The sequence below is a fragment of the Paludibaculum fermentans genome (genome assembly GCF_051172195.1).
GTDB lineage: Bacteria > Acidobacteriota > Terriglobia > Bryobacterales > Bryobacteraceae > Paludibaculum > Paludibaculum fermentans_A.
Map to the genome: position 1 here is coordinate 1,823,036 of NZ_JBPJAQ010000001.1, position 17,610 is coordinate 1,840,645.

General features: G+C 58.5%; 14 protein-coding genes. 6 read left to right on the top strand and 8 right to left on the bottom strand.

Annotated elements, in window-relative coordinates:
• Positions 1-322 precede the first annotated feature (322 nt).
• Genes ACR9Y2_RS07400 through istA form a run of 6 tightly spaced genes read right to left on the bottom strand, consistent with a single transcriptional unit; the run spans position 323 to position 5,049 of the window.
• A complete protein-coding gene (locus ACR9Y2_RS07400; RefSeq protein ID WP_435040428.1) occupies positions 323-544 on the bottom strand; it encodes an ATP-binding protein in 222 nt (73 codons plus the stop codon).
• Between the two features lie 46 nt (positions 545-590).
• Complete coding sequence (gene tnpC, locus ACR9Y2_RS07405; protein WP_435040429.1) at positions 591-2,117, bottom strand: IS66 family transposase; 1,527 nt, start codon at positions 2,115-2,117, stop codon at positions 591-593.
• Positions 2,118-2,131: 14 nt separating this feature from the next.
• The gene (gene tnpB / locus ACR9Y2_RS07410) at positions 2,132-2,560 is read right to left on the bottom strand and encodes an IS66 family insertion sequence element accessory protein TnpB (protein WP_435044829.1); all 429 of its coding nucleotides are present in this window, start codon (positions 2,558-2,560) and stop codon (positions 2,132-2,134) included.
• Positions 2,561-2,562: 2 nt separating this feature from the next.
• Positions 2,563-2,922 (bottom strand): IS66 family insertion sequence element accessory protein TnpA, encoded by a 360-nt coding sequence (tnpA, locus tag ACR9Y2_RS07415; RefSeq protein WP_435040430.1) that lies wholly within the window; start codon positions 2,920-2,922, stop codon positions 2,563-2,565.
• Positions 2,915-3,511, bottom strand: coding sequence for an ATP-binding protein (locus ACR9Y2_RS07420; RefSeq protein ID WP_435040431.1), 597 nt, complete (start codon positions 3,509-3,511; stop codon positions 2,915-2,917). The genes tnpA and ACR9Y2_RS07420 overlap by 8 nt, the downstream gene beginning before the upstream one ends.
• 11 nt (positions 3,512-3,522) lie before the next feature.
• The gene (istA, locus tag ACR9Y2_RS07425) at positions 3,523-5,049 is read right to left on the bottom strand and encodes an IS21 family transposase (RefSeq protein ID WP_435040432.1); all 1,527 of its coding nucleotides are present in this window, start codon (positions 5,047-5,049) and stop codon (positions 3,523-3,525) included.
• Positions 5,050-5,841: 792 nt separating this feature from the next.
• Here istA and ACR9Y2_RS07430 point away from each other — a divergent pair.
• The 6 genes from ACR9Y2_RS07430 (at position 5,842) to hxsC (ending at position 10,690) form a co-directional block, all read left to right on the top strand.
• Entirely contained in the window at positions 5,842-6,135 is a 294-nt protein-coding gene (locus ACR9Y2_RS07430; protein ID WP_435040433.1) for an HNH endonuclease, read from the top strand.
• 669 nt (positions 6,136-6,804) lie between these two features.
• Complete coding sequence (locus ACR9Y2_RS07435) at positions 6,805-7,431, top strand: PEGA domain-containing protein (protein ID WP_435044830.1); 627 nt, start codon at positions 6,805-6,807, stop codon at positions 7,429-7,431.
• A 25-nt stretch (positions 7,432-7,456) separates the two neighbouring features.
• Positions 7,457-7,855, top strand: a complete 399-nt coding sequence (gene hxsD, locus ACR9Y2_RS07440; protein ID WP_435040434.1) for a His-Xaa-Ser system protein HxsD — start codon at positions 7,457-7,459, stop codon at positions 7,853-7,855.
• Positions 7,855-8,055 (top strand): hypothetical protein, encoded by a 201-nt coding sequence (locus tag ACR9Y2_RS07445; RefSeq protein ID WP_435040435.1) that lies wholly within the window; start codon positions 7,855-7,857, stop codon positions 8,053-8,055. The genes hxsD and ACR9Y2_RS07445 overlap by 1 nt, the downstream gene beginning before the upstream one ends.
• The gene (hxsB, locus tag ACR9Y2_RS07450; RefSeq protein ID WP_435040436.1) at positions 8,055-9,545 is read left to right on the top strand and encodes a His-Xaa-Ser system radical SAM maturase HxsB; all 1,491 of its coding nucleotides are present in this window, start codon (positions 8,055-8,057) and stop codon (positions 9,543-9,545) included. The genes ACR9Y2_RS07445 and hxsB overlap by 1 nt, the downstream gene beginning before the upstream one ends.
• Positions 9,536-10,690 (top strand): His-Xaa-Ser system radical SAM maturase HxsC, encoded by a 1,155-nt coding sequence (hxsC, locus tag ACR9Y2_RS07455; RefSeq protein ID WP_435040437.1) that lies wholly within the window; start codon positions 9,536-9,538, stop codon positions 10,688-10,690. The genes hxsB and hxsC overlap by 10 nt, the downstream gene beginning before the upstream one ends.
• Before the next feature lie 657 nt (positions 10,691-11,347).
• Here hxsC and ACR9Y2_RS07460 read toward each other — a convergent pair.
• Both ACR9Y2_RS07460 and ACR9Y2_RS07465 read right to left on the bottom strand, forming a co-directional pair.
• On the bottom strand, positions 11,348-12,529 hold the full coding sequence (locus tag ACR9Y2_RS07460) for a hypothetical protein (RefSeq protein ID WP_435040438.1): 1,182 nt from the start codon (positions 12,527-12,529) through the stop codon (positions 11,348-11,350).
• 1,971 nt (positions 12,530-14,500) lie between these two features.
• Positions 14,501-17,548 (bottom strand): N-6 DNA methylase, encoded by a 3,048-nt coding sequence (locus ACR9Y2_RS07465; protein WP_435040440.1) that lies wholly within the window; start codon positions 17,546-17,548, stop codon positions 14,501-14,503.
• Positions 17,549-17,610 lie beyond the last annotated feature (62 nt).

Consider the following 17,610-nt stretch of genomic DNA (forward strand, 5'->3'; position numbering starts at 1 on the left):
CTGCCCCACTGTAAAGTCATGCGTACGCTCCAACTGATTGATTCCAAGCGCCATCTTGCCGGAGCCAAGTTAGGTTGGGGATTCTCCTGAAACCGATCACCGCTCTCATCTGAAAGCGATCAGTGTTCTCCGCGGTGCGATCAGGGTGTTCGGAGCGCAGCGACGCTGGCAGATTCATTGTTGCGAAGGGTGATCGATTTGGCAAGAGAATTTGCGTCTTCCGGAGCGTAGCGAAGGCTCAGCCTAGCGAAGCGAGAAAGGGGTTCGGGGAAAGAGGCGGAGCCTTTTGCCCCGCCTCAGCACACAGAAGCCCCGGCGAGCGTCAGCTCGGCGGTTGTGCGCCCTGTCGCTTGCGCATGGACTCTCCCTTCAGCTCGAGGCGATGGGCGCGATGGATGATGCGATCCAGGATGCCGTCGGCGATGGTGGAATCCCCGATCTGGCCATGCCACTTGGCGATGGGTACTTGCGAGGTGAGGACAAGAGACCGCGTCTGGCAGCGATCCTCACAAATCTCCCAGAAGTCGCGCGCTTCGCTCTCCACCGTAAGCGTCTCACCACCCCACCTTGACAAGCCCGCGGACGCGGGCCTATCTCCGCTTGGCAGCCCAAGCAATCGGTGTCAGTTCCGGCATCTTCTGGATGCTTACGTCGTTCAAGCCCGGTAGTACGGCAGCGAGGTATTCTCGGATCGGCACGCCCAGCCGCCTGCAGGTTTCTACCACCGACAGAATCGCCGCCACCTTCGGCCCCGCCTTTGCGCTTCCCAGGTGGATCCAGTTCTTCCGGCCAAGGGCGATCGGCCGCATCGAATTCTCCGCCAGATTGGTGCTCAATTCCACAACCGGATGCTCCAGGAAACACACCAGTTTCGGCCACAGCCCCAGCGTGTACTTCGCCGCCTGGCCCAACTTGCTGGACGGCAATGCTGCTCCCATCGCCGACTCGACCGCCCCCTTGATCTTGTCCACCTGCGGACGCGCACGCCTCTGCCGCAACTCATTCCGCGCGGCCACGTCCAGGCCCTCGGCCCGCGCTTTCGCGTCAATCCCAAACAGTTCATCCATCAGCCGCACGATGCCCTCGGCGATGTGTTCGTCCGGGCTCAATTTGTGCGCTTCGTAGAATCCACGCCTCGAATGAGCCCAGCAACAGGCATGCACCATTTTCGGCCCGCCCACTTTTTCATAGGCAATGTAGCCGTCGGTTTGCAGAATACCTTCGTATTGCCCAAGGAATTGCTTCGGCCCTTCGCGCCCTCGCCCTAAACGGAAATCGAAGATGACTCCACCGCCCGGTTGACCGTACTGCCAAAGGTAGGCCTGATGGTTGTGCCCCCGGCCATCGTGCATCTGCACACCCACTGTCGTTTCGTCCGCTTGGATATAGCCGCCGGAAAGCACTTCCCGGCCCATTGCACCGACGATGGGAATCAGGGATTCACCGACTCTCATCACCCATCCGTCGAGTGTTGCCCGTGTGAGATCCAGCCCTGTCTCGCGCTCCAGAATCACGCTCTGCCGGTACAAAGGAAGGTGATCACAATATTTTCCGACCACTGTGTCGATCACCACCCGGTCGCTAACCAACCCTTTGTCGATGATCCGCTCCGCCACCGGAGCCATGGCCACTCCGCCCTGTGGGCAGTGGCGGCAGGCGCGCTTTTCGCGCTTCGTCACCGCCACGAAATACTTGGCCGGCTCCACGTCGAGCTGCTCGCTTGCGTCGTATCCGATTACGTCCATCACCTGCCCACAGTGGCCGCAATGACACCGCTCAGGAGCGCACGGAATAACCGTTTCCACTCGTGGCAGGTGGGCGGGCAACTCCTGCCGTCCTGGATGCTTCTTCTGGTAGCGTGGCCTTGCCGGCGCTTGCGGCGGCTGGCGCTGGCTCTCGGCCTGCACCTCCTCGCGGCTGACGCCCGGCTCCAGTTCCAATAGCTTCAACTGCGCATCGCTCAGCTTCTCGCTGGCCGGTCCATATTTCTTCAACCGCTCCAGCCGCAACTGTTCCTCGAGCGACTGAATCCGCAGATTGGCCCACTGCAGCTTGCGCTTCAATTCGGCGACTTCGGGAGAGTCGGGAGCAGTGGGTGGGATGAATTCAATGCTCACGGGGAATAAACCAATTATACCTGCTTATGGTTGATTGTGTCGTAATTGCTGTCAATATTGCGTGGGTTCTGCCGCTCAACGCCGTCATCCGGGACCATCTTTCGGAACCAGGCGCGGCGGCGGCTGCCGGCCAGGTCGATCCCACCCAGCAAGAGGGCCAGTTCCTCGGAGCTCAACACCACCTTGACCTCATTGCCATCGGCGGCGGGCCACCAAAACCGACCTTTCTCCAGGCGTTTCGTGCAAACCCAAAGCCCGCTGCCGTCCCAGATGAGAAGCTTCAGGCGGTTCCGTTGCGCATTCGAGAACAGGAAGACGTGGCCGCTCAAGGGCTCCAACTGGAGCCGGTCGCGCACGAGTCCGAAGAGTCCTTCGAAGCCCTTGCGCATATCGGTCGCGCCGGCGGCAAGATAGATGCGGGTGGCCGGACCCCAGGAAAACATGCTCAATTGAGCTCCAGTGCCTGCAGTAATTGGCGCAGGGTCTGAGCATCGAAGCCGATGCCAATCTCGATGCGCCGGCCCGCGGCCAGGGCGATCGCCAGGCCGCTGCCGTTGCGCTGGCAGCGAGACTGGCTAGGCTCGGCGACTTCCACAGCGACCAAGCGGCAGTTGGGTGCCGATGAGGAACGAGGATCATTGCGTTGCCGCTCGCGATACCGGCCGAACGTCGACAGACTCATGTGATGGAGTTGGCAGAACTCCCGTTGAGTAAGCCCACTGGATTCAAACTCGGCCAGTAACTGATCCGCCTCCGCCCGCGTCCGGCGACGCCGCAACTTTCCATTCCATCGCTGTTCATGCATGAGCCCACTGAATCATGCTCAGCAACTTGGGGATAGATGGGATGCTGAGACGCTTACTCTCCACCAGTGGGCTCATGGCCCAGTCGTCGACCACCAGCACGTCGATCTTGCCCAGGCGCAGCAGCAGACTGCGCAGGCTGCCGTCGGCGCGGGCGAGCGCCAGATCGCGAAACAGGGCGGCGGCGCGCGTGTAGAAGACCGAGTAGCCATCGCGGCAGGCCTTGTGCGCGAGCGCGCAGGCCAGGTAGCTTTTGCCGACACCGGTGGGGCCGCAGACGAAGATGTTTTCGTGTTGTGCGACCCAGGCCGACTCCTGGATCAGCGCGCGCACCAGCGATTTGTCCAGTCCGCGCGCCGCGCGGTAGTCGATCTCCTCCACGCAGGCGTTGGCTTTCAGTTTGGCGCGGCGCAAGCGGGCCTGGAGCGCCTCGTTCTGCCGCCAGGTCAGTTGCCGGTCGACCAGCAAGGCCAGTCGCTCTTCGAAGCTGAGATCGAGCGCCTGCTCGGAGCCGGCCTGCTCGCGCAGTGCGTGGGCCATGCCGTGCAGCCGCATGGCTTCGAGTTTCTCGAGTGCGGGTTGTTTGAGCATGGCGGGACTCCTTATTGGAAGTACTCCGAGCCCCGCAGGTTTTCGTGCTCCGGGCCGGGCCGGGCCGGCGGCGGCGTGCGGAGAGCCTCGGCGTCGAGGCCGCGGCGCAGCATCGACTTCACACGCTGGTAGCCAATGGCGCCAGTCAGCAGCGCGCGCTCAGCGGCGGCCTCCAGGCGCTGTGGCGTGTACTCGTCGGCCAAGCGGATCAGCCCGAGACAGGCGCGGTAGCCCATCTCCGGATGGGGCTTGTCTGCGAGGATGCGCTCGACCATCTGAGCGGTGTGACGCCCAATCTTGGCCGCCCAATTCACGATCCGCGAGGGCGTCCATTCCAGATGCGCCTGATGGCTCTTGGGCCGATGCTCGGCCTGCGCCACGCTCTGGTACCGTCCGCGGCTGCGCAGATGCGATGCCACCCGCCGACCGCGGTGGAAGATCTCCACTGTGGCAGGCGTCGCGCGAAGCTCGACCACCTGGCCGGCTAGCGTATATGGCACGCTATCCCAATTGGCGTCGAAGGCGACGTGGTAATCGATATTGACGCGAGCCCGCGACCAGTGGCTCAGATCGTAGCGCTCGGCCGGCAGCGGTTGCAGCGCGGGCCGGTCGATTCGCTCAAACAGACTCGCCCGGCTGTCCTCGCGGCGCTTGCGAAAGGGCCGCTGATTCAGCTCGGTCAGCAGTTCGCGCACCGCTTCGTTGGCCTCCACGAGCGAGAAGAATCGACGGTGGCGCAGCCGCATCACGATCCAGCGCTGCACGATCTGCACCGCGCACTCGGCCTTGGCCTTGTCTCGCGGCTTGTACGGCCTCGCCGGCATCACCGCCACACCGTAATGCGCCGCGAATTCCTGATACGTCGGATTCAGCTCCGGCTCGTAACGGCAGGCCTTGATCACCCCGGTCTTGGTGTTGTCGGGAATCAGCAGCGCCGGACACCCGCCGTAGTACTCGAAGGCATGCATCTGGACCTTCAACCAGCTCTCCATTTGTTGGTTCGGCGCGACTTCGGCGTAGGTATAGCTGGAGACGCCCAGCGCACTCACGAACAGCGGTGCCTGGCGCACCGAGCCGTCCTGCAAATGCAGATTGATCGTAGCCCCCGCCCAATCCACGAACAGCTTCTCGCCCGCCCTGTGCTCCTGGCGCAGCACCACGTCCCGCCGCTTGCGCCATCGCCGGTACAACTTGCAGAACTGGCTGTAGGAGAAACCGTCCGGTTGCTGCTGTCGGTACTCTTCCCACAGCAATTCCAGCGTCAGGTCGCGATGCCGCTGGCGCTGCCGCTCCAACTCCGCGAAGTCCGGCAGCGGACGCGACGGGAGCTTCTCCGCCGTCGGACCCGGAGGGAATAGTGCCTCCTCCAGCCGCTCTTCATCCCAGCCTTCTCCCAGCGGCCATTTCAGACCGGCCGCCTCCATCCGTGCCAGATACTCATGCACGGTGCTCTGACTGACGTTGGCACTGCGGGCAATTTGCCGCTGGCCGAGCTTCTGCTCGAAATGGAGCCGAAGAATCTCTCTGATCTTGCGCATGGACTTCCTCTTTCTGGGCAACCTGATTTCGCCCTCCCGGGCGGCTCATGGTAGCCCTCGCGGTTCGTCCAGCGCCGCTTTCGCGCCGTACCAACATTCTCCTCAACAACCGATCAGCATTCTCACGCGCCGATCACCTCTGGCCACGAGTGCCAGAAAGTGATCGCTTTGCCAGGAGAACACTGATCGCTTTCGCAGGAGAACGCTGATCGCTTTCAGCCGAGAATGCTGATCGGAATCAGTTGAGAACGGTGATCGGTTACGAGGAGAATCCCCATTAGGTAGCACACCTGCAGTTGAGGCAGGTGGTCGTCCAGAGAATGCTTCGCAAGAACTCCCAGTCTGTGGGTTGCCGACGATCCGTCCGAACCCGTCAAGACGACACTTCCACGAGGAGGGCGTTCCCGTTCCTAATGCCACACGACTTCCTGGCCGCCGAGCAACGTAGCAGGGGCTGCAGCCACTGAACAATTGGGGTTAGAGAGTCCCGGTGTAGGACCTGGACCGCTCACGGGGAATCCTACGAGGTTCAATCCTAACTGGGTACATTCGCACGGGCACGCCCGAGCAAAAGACCCGAGCAAAAGACAAGCTCACTGTCTTGCCAGATGAGCCGCACAGCTATATGCTGGAATGCTAAGCGGAGGGAGTTGGGCATTCAAAATCATCGAGGATAGGATGGCCCTGCAGCCCAGAGAGTTCGGCGGCACGCTGGTCATGAAGGACTCGATTTCTAAGGATCCGCCGGAAAGGGTCAGGACCTGAGCGTTGTGCAAGCGGCTAAACTTTTCGATGGCGACGAAGCGCACCGCGCTCGCTCGGCAAAAGAGCCTTTGTGCAACCTGCGGCACCGAAATCCAGACGCTCGCCACATCTGGTCGCGAAATGCACAAGTTCGGTGAGGCCGCCCACGCGCATCACATCAAACATGCTAAGTTTGGTGGCGATGCATCTGTGAATAACTGTGTTATCGTTTGTGATTCGTGTCATTACTGCATCCATGAGGGCGGGCGCTATCGGCACGGCACGGTGGTAGGAGAAATCAGCGACTTTCCTTACTACTACGGCGACCCCGATCAGATGTAAAGCAATTCGCCTTAGCGATCTCGCCAACGAGGCCGCACCCACCCAGCACAGTGCCTCTTTGGCGGCAGACCAGAGCGCAAACACCGAGGCGTGGAGCAACGCGTCGGCGCGCCAGTCACGTTGAAGCCAAGGTGCTCAAGCCGCTGATAACCGAGCTGTTGCGAGCTATTTGCTCACGTTAGAATACGGCAAATCTGCGCTGAGCGCATTTGTCGTTACTAACCATGCTCACCTTTCTTCTGCCACGGGATCGTGGGTCGCGCTGACTCTTGGAGTGTGCCGTCGCGCGAGCTTCCGTGCGGAACATGGTTGACGAGGCGCGGATCACGAACAGTGTGTCCAAGACAGACAGATGACGCGAGCCTGGCGCCTGTTAACTCCTACGATCGTGAGTTAACGGAGGGGGATGGCATTTCAGACAATCGTCAGACACCACGGCTGGCGGCGCGTATCGGCGTCGGGTCGCAAGAATCCGAAACCGTTGGCTTAATGGCTTTTAACTTGTAATGAGTTATCTAAAGGGATATGCTTAACCTTCACAAAACGGAGTAGGAGATGTCTGAAGTTCCGAAACTTCCAAAAGATGTGCGGATGCATGCGCCCAAGCGCATGGCGCTAGTGGGAGGCATAGTACTCCTCTGTGGCACCGCACTGGCATCAATGGGTGCCATGACTTCGCCTACGCCGACCTCGGATCCGTCGAATTCCAGGACAATTGTTCGAATTTCGACACCAACGACGTCTCTTTCGCCGACAGCAACTCCCCTTGTGCTTGCGCCCCCAGACGGATTCGATGGTGTTGCCCAACACCGTTCTCATTCATCGCATCGCTCGCATTCGTCGCACGCAAGCCACTATTCAAGCAGTGGCCGCTCACTACCACGGAGCACGGCACCGACGACACCTCCTGCGAGCAGTCCGGCACCGGACAGCTCAAAGGGCGCGGAGAAATCCACGGCGCCGCAGGCCCGCGAAGAGACGCCAGCAAAGTCCGTCACCAACTCCCCAAATCGCGCCGGCACCCCCGAGAAGGTCGTGACACCAGAGCGCGCGGCTGTGCTGGTAACCTCTGTTCCGACGTTTGCCGAGATCGAGATAGATGGCAAGTACATGGGCCATACTCGCTCGAGTCTGCAGCTTACTGCTGGACCCCATCAAATCACTGTTAAGAAGTCGGGCTATGAACCCTGGACGAAGTCGATCGAGGTTACAGCGGGCAGTGAGCTATCGGTCCATGCCGACCTTTCCAGCACTCAGCCGCCAGTCACCAAGAAATCTCCGCCAGACAAGAACTAGACCATTAGCTAGTATGCCATTCGAGATGAGCGATACGACTCCAACGCGTGTTTTACACATCGACGAGCACCTGTATCATAAGTCTGCGGTTTTGAGAACGTGCTACTGGTTCACGGATCGTTGTTACATCTTTGTTTCTCGACCGTCCCCGGGTGCACTTGATGTGGAGATTCGAGCTAAGCCCGATCAGCCCCCCGCCATGCTGGACGTCGTCGCAGGGGAATTTGCGAACGCGCTCCTCGACTACGAGCTCCGGCGGCAAATCGACGAACAAACTGGATCGATCCGGGAGTTGCTCATTGCAAAGGCGGTTGCACAAGCCGGTACGCTCGACGATCCGCCGCCAGGCGACGCGAGCGATTCAGTCGAACTACGGCAGGCGACACACGAAGGGCTTGTTCATATCAGTACGAGGAGATCCTAGTGGTCTACCGACTATCAACAGAAGTCTACACCCGTGACGCCGTCGCCAACGGAGTTGCCGCGTTCGCACATCTGTGCACAGCACAGATGTGCGACGAGATCGACTACACCTTACTCACACTCGATGGTGGCGAACAGTGGCTTCATGCCGAACTGCTTAACTACATCCTTGGCCTTTCTGCCAAGGATCTCCTCCAGTGATGCCGCGCCTGTTCTATACTCCACCAACCTACGGCGGCCACTCCCCGAAATACCAACTGCTCCCATTCCGCTACACCCGGATGGACGGCGAAGAGCTATTGGTAAACGAGGCGGGCGAGTATCAGTTCGTCCCGAATGGAGTCGTCGACCAACTCGTTAGGCACCAACTGTCAACGACGACCGGTCTCTACCAGACGCTCAAGGCCAAACACTTTGTTCATGACGGAGATTCGTCACCTCTACTTGATATCCTTGCAACGAAGATTCGGACGAAGAAGGCCTTTCTGGAGCAGGGGGTCACCTTGCACATCATGGTTTTGACCCTCAGGTGTGAACACTCTTGCCAGTACTGTCAAGTGAGCCGCCAGACGGCGGATCGCACGACCTACGACATGAGCACCGCAAGCATCGAACGTTCGCTGAGCTTCATGATGCGATTCCCGGGCAAGCACCTTACGCTTGAATTCCAGGGCGGTGAGCCGCTCCTGGCTTTTGAAAGTCTTCGGTACGCCGTCGGAGTAGCAAAGGAACTGGCAGCAAAGCACGGCAAAACAATCAGCTTCGTTGTGTGTACCAATCTTGCGGTCAGCACGGATCACATCTTCCGCTATTTGCGGGACGAGAACATCAAGATCAGTACCTCGCTCGATGGCCCGGCAATCGTGCACAATGCCAACCGGTTACGATCCGGTGGCAGTAGTTACGACGTGACCATCGCGAATATCAGGCGGGCACGGGAATGGATCGGGCACGAAAACGTAGGCGCGCTTATGACGACCAGCCGATTCTCGCTCGCATATCCGAGAGAGATCGTGGACGAATATGTGGCCCAGGGCTTCGGCAGTATCTTCTTGAGGGCAATCAACCCCTACGGCTTTGCAGTCAAGACCGTAGAGCGTACCGGATACGACTCATCCGAGTTCTTGAGCTTCTACGGTGCGGCGCTTGACCACATAATCACGCTCAACCGGAACGGCACCAATCTCATGGAGGTGTACGCGACCCTCATTCTCGCCAAAATACTCACTCCCTACACGACCGGCTACGTAGACCTCCAGTCGCCGACCGGAGCTGGCATCAGTGTCCTCGTCTATAACTACGACGGGAAGATCTATGCGAGCGACGAAAGTAGAATGCTCGCCGAGATGAACGACCAGACATTTCGGCTAGGCAATGTTCACGAGGATACATACCTAAGCATGGTCCAAAGTCCCGCATTCCAGTACCTGTTGAGCGCAAGCTGCAACGAGGCGCTTCCAGGATGCGCCGAATGCGCATACCAGCCGTATTGCGGCGCTGATCCCGTCCGCCACCACGCCACCCAGCGTGATGCGATCGGCCACCGGCCAACAGGCACATTCTGCCAAAAGAATCTCGGCATCATCACGGATCTCTTTCGCCGAATTCGTACGGCCGATCCTGCTCTCCAACGGATATTCTTCGCTTGGATTCGAAACAAGCCTCACGGTTCATTGATCTCATGCGACTGACCACTCAAGGGAATCCGTTTCACATCCGCGAACCGATTGTGGGACGAGCCTCCACTTCGCCTTGTCCTGAGTTCTCAGATCCGATATTGTTGACTGACGCGACCGGCTTCGCGCCGCCTCAGCTGCAACATTGCCGGGCTCTGCTGACGACGGCTATTCTCGACCCCGCAACCCTAGCAAGCATTACCATTCCAATCGTGCATGGGCTGCGAGATATCGACCATCTCGATCACGGGGACATCGTTTTGCTGGATGGCCGTGGCGAGGTCCGCACGTTGTTCCGCCCTGCGAGCATTCACAACACGCTATTCCTTACAGAGCGATGCAACAGCAACTGCCTGATGTGCTCGCAACCGCCCAAAGACACTGATGACACCGCCCATTTTCTGAGGGTCAACAAGGAACTCGTGCAGTTGATCCCTCCGGACACGGATGTACTCGGGATAACGGGAGGGGAGCCGACGCTGCTCCGCGATGGGCTCATCGAGCTACTTAGTCTATTGAAGGAACGTCTCCCCAACACACATCTACATCTCCTAACAAATGGTCGGCTGTTTGCTTGGCCCCTCTTTACTGAACGCTTGGCCGCAGTCGACCATCAAAAACTAGTTCTTGGCATCCCGCTGTATGGCGACGTGGCGACTATCCACGACTACATCGTCCAGGCGCGGGGCGCGTTCGATCAAACCATAACCGGGCTCCATCATCTTGCCCGTTTCCGGAGGTCAATAGAGCTCCGCGTCGTACTTCATAAGTTGACAGTGCCCCGTTTGAGGGAGCTTGTCGAGTTCGTGTATCGAAACCTCCCATTCGTCGAGCACGTCGCACTGATGGGTCTCGAGCCGATCGGCCATGCCACCCACCACAGGGACAAACTCTGGATCGACCCGTTTGACTATCGCGATGCTCTAGCGTGGGCAGTGGAGTACCTTACCATTCGGGGAATGCGAGTGAGCATCTACAACCTCCAGCGTTGCGTATTGCCGGAGGTAGTATGGCCCTTCGCCAGAAAGTCGATAAGCGACTGGAAAAACATGTACCTTCCGGAATGCACGGCATGCGGCGACCGGGACTCGTGCGGCGGTTTCTTCGCGTCTGCTCAGATACTCCATAGCGAACACATCAGGCCCCTCTCGATCAGATGACTGGCCCGGACTTGCATTTTCTTCGTTTCGTATCCCGTAGACTATTTTGTAGCTGCTCGGTGCTTCCGAGTTCAACTGGCCTCCACAGACTTCAACGGGTTGGCCGTATCTGCTTGAAACGTAAGTAGATGAAAACAGGGCACTTCGTTGGAAGGCCGAGAACCGACTTGGGCACAGTGGGTCCTCCCGAAATTGTGTCTTTGTTTTCAACAGGTTGCAGAACCACCCTGTTGGACCTTGAGGAACCTTTAGCTACAAAACCGCGTTCGGACCCGTTTCCCCGGCTGCCAGGCCGTTCCCGAGCGGTTCCAACTTATTGATTCTAGGCGCCGTCTTGCTGACACCATGCGAAGTAGCGCACCTGCGATTGAGGCAGGTGGTCGTCCACTGAATGCTGCGGAAGAACACCCAGTCTGCGGGTGGCCGACCATCCGTCCGCGCCCGTCAAGACGACACTCCCACGAGTAGTACGTTTCCGGTCAACTTGCCGCGAGGCGGAGTGCACGGAGTGGTTTGACGCGATGTCGCCCCACGCCGGCCGGGCGGGGTCGTGGGCAGCCGGCGATGAGCCCTAAACTCTGGGCTTCCAGATAGCTTCGTCGAGACTTCGGCTCGACAGGTAGACAGGTCCGCCATCAGTCTGGTGGAGAACGAAATTCAGGCGTCCAGGCGACGGGGATTGACGAATGGGACCAGTGAGCCGCCAATGAACTGGCTCGGCTTCCAACCCGAAACCAACTTGTCAAACAGGAATGAGTCCACAGCGTTCAAGCTGAACCCCGCCAACGCACCGGGAAGACCAGCTACGGTGAGACCGATACCAAGGCCGATCGAGCTAAACAATAGGTACTTGAGCATCCTGTTTGGGAGCTTATCTAGCCACGACAAGCTACTACAGGCCGCGACATACTCGCGCAAGATATCCGCGTCGTCCGACATCTTGTGCGTCCACTCTCGAAACTCTGCAGCCTTATTGATTAGATGTCGCAAATCCTCGAAGTTCCGCTCACCGGACGCGATGACTTGACCTACCGATCTCGTGGGCAGAACGAACTCCTGAAATCTCTCGATGTTTCCCGTACTGCGAGTTGCGTTGTCGATTATGCGGCCAATTTTATGCGTCGACAGCAGTGCCTCGAATGGCTCAGTAACCAGCTCGGAGGCATGCTCGGCACCAGTAACAACATTTGCGATACCCTCATAGAGGTAGCTTAAGATCAGAGCCGGCGTAAGCGTAGAATCCGGATTCGCTCGACGATAGATTTCGTTGGCAGCAGCGAAATCTATGTTTGTCGCAACGACGTATGACCCACTCTCCGAATGAACTCGAAACTCCACAGCCTTCGGAGTTCTGTAACTAGGAGCCAGCGTTTCCAGGAGCGCGGACGCGACCTGATCTGTGTATGTCGTGCCCTCAATGTCCGCCAGCCATTCATGGCTCCGGGATGGATCGTACTTCCGTACTGTTAGTCGCTGGAGAATCCGGCTCCCTATGCGTCGAGCCTTACCCGGCTTACCAAGTAGCTCTTCGAGCACAGCCGGAACGTGGTTTTGAGCCGCGTATCGCGGTGCCTCGAACGCAATGAAGCTGTGCTGATCAACGTTGGCGATCGTCTTGGTCGCCACTCCTAGCCGATTCTCCTGGTAAATTACGTCGAGGTGGCCGTCTAGAACGAGCCCGAGTAAGGTATCTGGACCGCACAGGCGGACGAGGCTCTTGAACCCTTGATGATCCAGCACGAGATGTACTTGTCGGTAATACAGTAAGCATTCTGCCAGCAATCCAAGACCAGCCGTCGTGAACTGGCCTGGCCTGCCCAGACATATCGATTCAAACATGAATTTGGTAGCGGCTCCTTTTGATGGTATACCCTCGCCCTGTTGGAAGCATACGCTCCCGCCAAGCCGCCCAGAAGCCCCGTCGTGTGAAGCTGCGACTTGGGATACGTCCAGGTGAGCCGCCTCACCGCATCCAATTGAGCGAGAAGTCGCCCGGGCATGTGGGTGCGATCAAACCCGAATCGTGGTTGGCTGACTCGATTCGAAGACCGCCTTGCTCGGGTGCCGCCATCGCGCCTATTGCGAAGGCTGGTTGACACTCGCGTTGCTGGGAAATGCAATGGTGCGAGGCGGGCACGCAATTTCAATCCAAAATCAGGTACTGTAGATCTTTCTGTAGCTGCTCAGTCCTTCCTGCTTCAACCGGCTTCCACGGAGCTCAACGGATTGGCCGTATCTACTTGAAACGTAAGCAGATGGAAACAGGGCACTTCATCGGGAGGCCGAAAACCGACTTGGGCGCAGTGGATCCTCCCGAAATTGTGTCTTTGTTTTCAATAGGTTGCAAGACCGCCCTGTTGAGCCTTGAGGAACCTTTAGCTACAAAACCGCAGTCGAGCCTGTTCTCCCTACCGCCGGGGCGTTTCCGAGCGGCTCCTACTGATTGATTCCAAGCGCCATCTTGCCGGAGCCAAGTTAGGTAGCGCACCTGCAATTGAGGCAGGTGGTCGTCCAGAGAATGCTTCGCAATAATACCCAGTCCGTGGGTTGCCGACTATCCGTCCGCACCCGTCAATACAGCACTTCCACGGGTCATGCGTTCACGTCAACTCGTCGCCGAACGTCCCAACTCCCGGATGGTACTCGGTCAGCGCCGGCGGCCTGATCCATGCCTACCTGCTGTCCACACTCCTTCAGACGGCACTTCCAATTGCTGGACGGTTCCCGTCAACCTTGCACTGGACATGCCAGCGCCCGAGCGGCGCAGACAATTCGCCTGGCGTCCTCCTTCTCAGAACGCCGGATCTCGGGAGCGATACTTCGCAGCGTCTGAATCCAGCCCATTCTCCAAGTGGTGCGCCATCCACTCACGCACGGGGCGAGCGAACTTGCGAGTCACATCGGCGCGTCGGCGATCATACGACCAAGTGGATCGTTTCCGGCTGGCCAAACTACTCGGTCAGATATAGACCGTGGCGGCCCCAAGCGACGGCTTCCTGGAGCGGCAGCTACGCGTCGGAGGTCGGGGCTTTGGGGGCCATTTGTCAAGCGGTTCAGCGGCCAGCCCGGGTCGGAGTTCGGCATCAGCTGCACGCGTGCCATGAATGGAACAGCCGAATCTCCCCCGCACTTCCTTGATTTCCCCACAATGGAAATCGCCGTCGATGAGTAGTGACATGTAGAGGCTCGTTCTGCGCTGACAAAATCGGTGAAAGGAGCTTATGTGGTGGGCTCGGGAACCCCAACTGCTCTCGACGACTTGGGTCGGCTAGAACCGGCGAAAGATCCTTGGTAATCGTGCGCCCGCCCCGCACATATCCCACCATCAGACCGTCCTGCATTGCCCATGCATACTCGCCGTCCACAAAACGGCGAATGCCTCGATCGCAATAGTGCGCACCGACGGCATGCTTGCCGTCCACGGGCTTACACTCCACGAATAGGCCATCCTGGGAGGGAAGAACCGGCAGCCGATCCCTTCTGAGTACAACTAGGACTAAGTCTGGCACCACTCTTCGGCTTAGATCGTGAGTCCACACTTCAGGACTACATTGAATACGCCCGAACCGACGCGAGTCAAAGCCGTGCACTTCACCCGTTGCCAGCAATCTGTCTTGCAGAACGGCAAAAACTTCATGAGTCAGGTCCTCTTCCAAGGCCGTCGCCAGTTGGATGCGCTTTTCCTCGCGCAGAATCTGAATCGCGCGAGCGACCGCATGATGTGCCGCAACAATCAATCGCTCTGGCACCCTAGGATGGGGAAGCCTGCGAACGGGAAGTTCGGTGAAAAACCCAGAGGCGCTCAAACTCTTAGCCATCCAAGGCCTCAAGATGATGTTCCTCGACGTAAAGCGAGCAGAGCCGCGCTCGGCTTCGAGTCCAGAAACGCCGTTGATTTAGAATCCCGATCAGAAGCCCGCCTGGAACGCGGAGAGTGACACGGCTCGCGCCGGTAGCGCTCGCCTCTTTCATTAGGCGGGACAACCATGGTCTGGCGATTGTTGCCGGCGAACTTTGAGTTGTGACGGAGACAAACTGCCACGCCGCGAAACCAAACTCGGGTTTGTGCGGCAACGGACGCACGTGGATTCTCTCGTCGGGCAGCCGGAACAAAGCCTGGAGCATCTCTTGCAGATACGCGCAAAAGACATGCAGATCGACTGGCGTTATGGGCGACTCAGCCGGTTCGCGGACAGATCGGTATGGGCCGCAGAAGGTGACCGTGTCGCGGACCACGGTGGCGTCGTGCTCGTCCAGTCCGTAGAGTTCGAAGATCAACTGGTCGATCTGTTCCCAGGGCTGCTTCTCTTTGCTAGCTTTTAGCTCCCGCGCCAGAGTCTCGATTCGAATGCGCTGGCTGGCGGAAAGCGCCCGCATCTCAGGAAGAGGGAATGATTCGATATCCTCCTTTACGATTGTGCGATAACTGCTTCCGCCCTGGCGAGAACTTCTCATGAGGCAGTAATGGCCGAAGAGCTGGCTGTGAATGATGAGATAGAGAGTGCTGGCCAGCACGGCACCGTCCTCGGCCTGTGCCGCGGAAAACCCGTAATTGCTTTGTGAAAAGGCGAGAGGTGATTCGAGGCGAAGGAATGCCTTGGCGTCAGATCGACCCTCCCGCGGGGACTGTGGCACCACGACAAGCGGCGGTTGATACAACCGCTCGGACCTAGGCATGTGAGCCGTTGTTCGGCCGTGGCGGTCATGCCACTTGGAGACCCCGCGGCTAATTTCGAAACTGCCTTCCGGTCGCTCAAAGTCATCTAGGTCAAGCAAATGCGCCGCTGGACTTTGCTTGAGACTTGGGGAGAGATTGTAGCCAAGGCCAGAATGCAACCCAAGGCGCTCCCAGAAAGCTCCAACGGTCTCTCCAGCGAGTTTGTCCGTCACCTCAACATCAAGGACAGTTCCGACCGCGAGCGCCTTCAGTAGCCAAGGTTTTTCGACGACAGCGGAACTAGATAACGTGTGGGCAGACTTGTAATCGATCCGAAACTGCCCGATCGAACTCCTTTGGTTCTCCCGCAGTGGCGTTATGAAGTGGAATTGATGGTCTGGACCCGGTATCGCGTTTCTGCAGAAAAGGATCATGAACGGCATTTTCATGCCAGGCCAGACCTTCGTCTCCTCAAGGTCCGAACCGTTCAGGATCCCAGTTACGGCAAAGCCGCACAGAATCGCATTGCGGGCGGTCCTGCCGGGTGGGCTCTGTCTTAGTACGATACGTGCTGGAAGGGCCATCGCAATGATCCCACCTGTACGAGCCCACTCGGCGGCACGCCACACAAATGGCAGATCCGGATCATTGTCCGGATTCTCGTACATCGTAGCTAGGTCCGTCAATCCACGGGAAATGAGCACCCTGCGGCTGATTTCCGTGAACACCTTGTTGGCCTTTACGATGGCTTTTGATTCAGCTGCCTTCCGCGCGGGGTCCTTTGCAGAAGGGCGCAGCCGCGTCCAGGGTGGATTCGTCACAACAACATCAAAAGAACCGTTGAAAGACTCTGGGACTGTATGCGCAAGGCTGCCCAATCCGAATCGGCAGGCCAAGTCGTTCCCATGCTCGCCGAAGTCGAACAAGACCTCACCGCGCAGAGGCCGAGGAAACTTCAGGCTCGCCGGAGGGCGTGGGCTACTGTTCACCTCGATCGCCGTAATGTAGAGCGCCAAAGCCGCCAGACGCAAGGCGGACTCGCTCACCTCAAATCCCCGCAGTTGGGTATATAGAATCCGCTGGATCGCCCGCGTGTTTGGTCGCGTACCATACTGTTTCCAATACTCAGCCACCAAGCGGCGAAACGCGAGCACCAGGAACACTCCTGCGCCACAAGCCGGATCCAAGACTACAGCGCCTGAAGGATTCTTCACATTTGCGAACGCCTCATCCACCATGAACTTTGCTATGTGACGAGGCGTGTAATGCACGCTCGTGCTCCGGGCGAGTTCCTCATCCCACTGATGGCTGAAGCTCTGATATACCTGGCTGAGCACCCCAATTGGAATGTGTGCAAAATCAAACTGATCCCAATCGAGTGTAGTTTGAAAGGAGCCCGACCCTGCATTCTCCCATCTCTTAAGAATGGCTTGCAGGTGGAGGAAAACTCGCCGGTTGGTCTTGTTGCCCGCGCGCTCATAGTAAGTCTGGTAAGCCCGAAGTCGGCTGGCGCGGGTTCCATGGAGGCCCTGTGGTAGGCCCAGCGGCAAAAGGTCTCCATTGAACGTTTCGTCCAGCCAGCACGATGTCTCCGCGGCGGCTTGCGCGGTGGAGAAGGCATCGCGAAGTGCTTTCGCTGACGGGCAGACCTCAGTCAAATCCGTTTCTCGCACGATGTGGCGGTCTATCAGAAAGCGGAAGAAGAGAGCCCGTCCAGTTGTCGATAATACATCAAGCCCTAGGAGTGGTCCCGGTTTGTCGCCGGTGCCCGCAAGTTCCTCAGACGTTGTGGCGAGCAACCGGTGGATCGTGTCATATACGTAATCCGCTTCCGCCGGCTGGCCCGGGAGTTCAAAATTACGCGTCGCTAAGCTTTGAAAGAAACCTGCGGCTCCGTCGTCGGTCAGAAGGACTGTTTTTAGGTCAGCCTGGGCCAGCGCTTGTGGATTCAAGTTGATGGGGTATACGTCCAGGGTCCCTGGTTTCACCACACCGAGGCAAGCGTGGTCCCCGCGATTTGCGAGCATACGCTGAAGGCCGAGTATCGCTTGCCTGTCCAGCGTCCCACCGTTGACCATGTACAGCAACGGACGGCCTTGAAACTCCGCGACCGCGTCCGGCAGCACCAGCGAGTTTCGACGGCGAAAGAGATCCAGGTAGTCAAGGTGGGCAGCGGTCGGGTCCTGGTTGAGGAACAGCAAGTCGGGACATCCGAGCGCGCGTGCATGCCCGCTAAGAAGCCTGATTGCATCCGCGTTTTGAG

Coding starts and splice junctions, on each gene's coding strand:
- tnpB (WP_435044829.1), bottom strand. CDS start 2,560: ATGTTTTCCTGGGGTCCGGCCACCCGCATCTATCTTGCCGCCGGCGCG.
- tnpA (WP_435040430.1), bottom strand. CDS start 2,922: ATGCATGAACAGCGATGGAATGGAAAGTTGCGGCGTCGCCGGACGCGG.
- ACR9Y2_RS07420 (WP_435040431.1), bottom strand. CDS start 3,511: ATGCTCAAACAACCCGCACTCGAGAAACTCGAAGCCATGCGGCTGCAC.
- istA (WP_435040432.1), bottom strand. CDS start 5,049: ATGCGCAAGATCAGAGAGATTCTTCGGCTCCATTTCGAGCAGAAGCTC.
- ACR9Y2_RS07430 (WP_435040433.1), top strand. CDS start 5,842: ATGGCGACGAAGCGCACCGCGCTCGCTCGGCAAAAGAGCCTTTGTGCA.
- ACR9Y2_RS07435 (WP_435044830.1), top strand. CDS start 6,805: ATGACTTCGCCTACGCCGACCTCGGATCCGTCGAATTCCAGGACAATT.
- hxsD (WP_435040434.1), top strand. CDS start 7,457: ATGAGCGATACGACTCCAACGCGTGTTTTACACATCGACGAGCACCTG.
- hxsB (WP_435040436.1), top strand. CDS start 8,055: ATGCCGCGCCTGTTCTATACTCCACCAACCTACGGCGGCCACTCCCCG.
- hxsC (WP_435040437.1), top strand. CDS start 9,536: ATGCGACTGACCACTCAAGGGAATCCGTTTCACATCCGCGAACCGATT.
- ACR9Y2_RS07460 (WP_435040438.1), bottom strand. CDS start 12,529: ATGTTTGAATCGATATGTCTGGGCAGGCCAGGCCAGTTCACGACGGCT.